At 33.7% G+C, this 1,815-nt stretch carries 3 protein-coding genes; all 3 read right to left on the bottom strand.

Annotation, left to right across the window (positions count from 1 at the left end; all coding sequences use genetic code 11):
• Positions 1-73: 73 nt before the first annotated feature.
• Positions 74-274 (bottom strand): hypothetical protein, encoded by a 201-nt coding sequence (locus N5O98_RS27105; RefSeq protein ID WP_007478170.1) that lies wholly within the window; start codon positions 272-274, stop codon positions 74-76.
• A gap of 34 nt (positions 275-308) precedes the next feature.
• Entirely contained in the window at positions 309-719 is a 411-nt protein-coding gene (locus N5O98_RS27100; RefSeq protein WP_004309979.1) for a hypothetical protein, read from the bottom strand.
• A gap of 155 nt (positions 720-874) precedes the next feature.
• Positions 875-1,501: a Crp/Fnr family transcriptional regulator gene (locus tag N5O98_RS27095; RefSeq protein WP_004309980.1), complete on the bottom strand. Its 627-nt coding sequence runs from the start codon at positions 1,499-1,501 to the stop codon at positions 875-877.
• Positions 1,502-1,815 lie beyond the last annotated feature (314 nt).

The following is a 1,815-nucleotide window of genomic DNA, read 5'->3' as shown; positions in this document are numbered from 1 at the left end:
GCATTCAATATATATTTCAGTTTCATATTCCTTTGATTTACATTGACCTTATTAGCAGTAGCATATAAATTGCTCATCCTAACCCAATAACCAATCCTATACAAAAGAACAAGGTGAATCTCTTTTCCTTGTGTTTCAGCCCATAGACCAGCCCGATAATAGCACATAAAGGAATATTAGATGAATCTGCATTTTTTCCTTTATTTACAAGGTATTTATGACTTTCTTTGCTCAATTTGCAAATCTCACGGTTCTCATTGTTCTGTTGTAGCATACATTTATGCAACTTAATGTTCCCATGATTCAGTTTAATCTATTTTCTCTAATTCAATTGTAGCTACTTTCTCTTTATCTGGACTAATTTCATTCTGTATAATGGTTATATGTTTTTGGGTATAGCTTTTGATAATCCAAGGGGCTCCACCCAAATATAAAGCATTGCTATTAAATGTGATATATTTCCCTTCTATTGTATAAGTAATATCAATTTCATCGTAACCTTCCCAATTTACTTTCCCTTTCCGAGTATCTACAAATTGCATACCGACCCCCATATTTTGTACTGTCCAAGCCTCACAATGCCCTGTTCCACGCCATGAAGTCTGATAAAGTGCTTCGGGGGTTAATTCATTTGTCTGTTCATTATCATCGTCGCAGCTTATAAAGCTGAATGTACAGAGGAATAGCATAAGTATTCCAAGAATTTCTTTTGTTTTCATATTCTTTTTTTTAATCTCTTGTTTAACTCATTCAATCTTTATTTTGTCTCTTCGTTGAACCAACCAAAGATAAGACAAAGATAAAAAGAAGAATTCTTTGGCAGATTAAGATACTCTTGGAATATTGTTATGAATGTAAATTTCTAAACCTATGTTTATTTTTTGTTGTCAAAACTTTGCTTGCGTCTGATTCGGCTCATGTGTATGGGTGTAATTTTAAGGTAGGATGCTATTTCTTTTAGTGATACCATTTGAAGGATTGCAGGGCATTTTTTTAAAAGTTGGAGGTAACGCTCTTCCGGTGTGAATCTGAATAAATCCAAATAACGTGAATATGATTGGAAAAACATCTGTTCGGCTGCGATACGGGCTATCCGTTGGTTTTCATTATTTTCCTTGAATTTTTGCTGTAAGAATGTAGAAGAACAGATGTAAATCTCGCACGGGATTATCGCCTGTATATTCAATTCTGATTTCATGCCATATAAGCAAGTGGGATAATCGGCTATAAATTCATTTGGAAAGGAAAAACCGACATTATACGGCTTGTTTTCTGTCCGGTTGGTGCAACTGTATTTGACTACGCCTGATAAGATAAACCCGAAGAAAGAACAGGCATCACCTTCATGGAGAATAAACTCATTCTTTTTATAATGTCGTAACTCTCCATGTTTCAGACACAACTCCTTGAAGAAGTCTATGTCTATGTTACTCATATATGAATTGAATTCGGCTATCATTTGTATATAAGAGAAATGTATAAAAAATATCTGAATTTCCATGTTTGGAGTTTAGTCTGTTTTTTGTCTATATATCCAAACCGTACTAAACTTTTTTCTGTTGACTGCAAGATATAAGTACTGGCGAAAAGAGTAAGAATAAAAGGTATTTCTTTTTGACAGTATTACTTTTAATAATTTGAGGAGGAAATAATACTCTAAGTAAAGGCTTATTCTACCGTCCGAGAGCTTATTTTGCTCCAGCTTGGGGTTTTCTTTCGTTTTATTTTCTAACATTGCCATTGTTTAGAGGTTTTATCTCGATTTAGGTGCCGTAACCGGGTAATTACACTAAATAGTTGATTTTCTTTTGTTTT

The sequence above is a fragment of the Bacteroides sp. LFL-34 genome, from assembly GCF_027257075.1.
Lineage (GTDB): Bacteria > Bacteroidota > Bacteroidia > Bacteroidales > Bacteroidaceae > Bacteroides > Bacteroides ovatus.
This window is presented reverse-complemented; position numbering and strand designations above follow the sequence as displayed.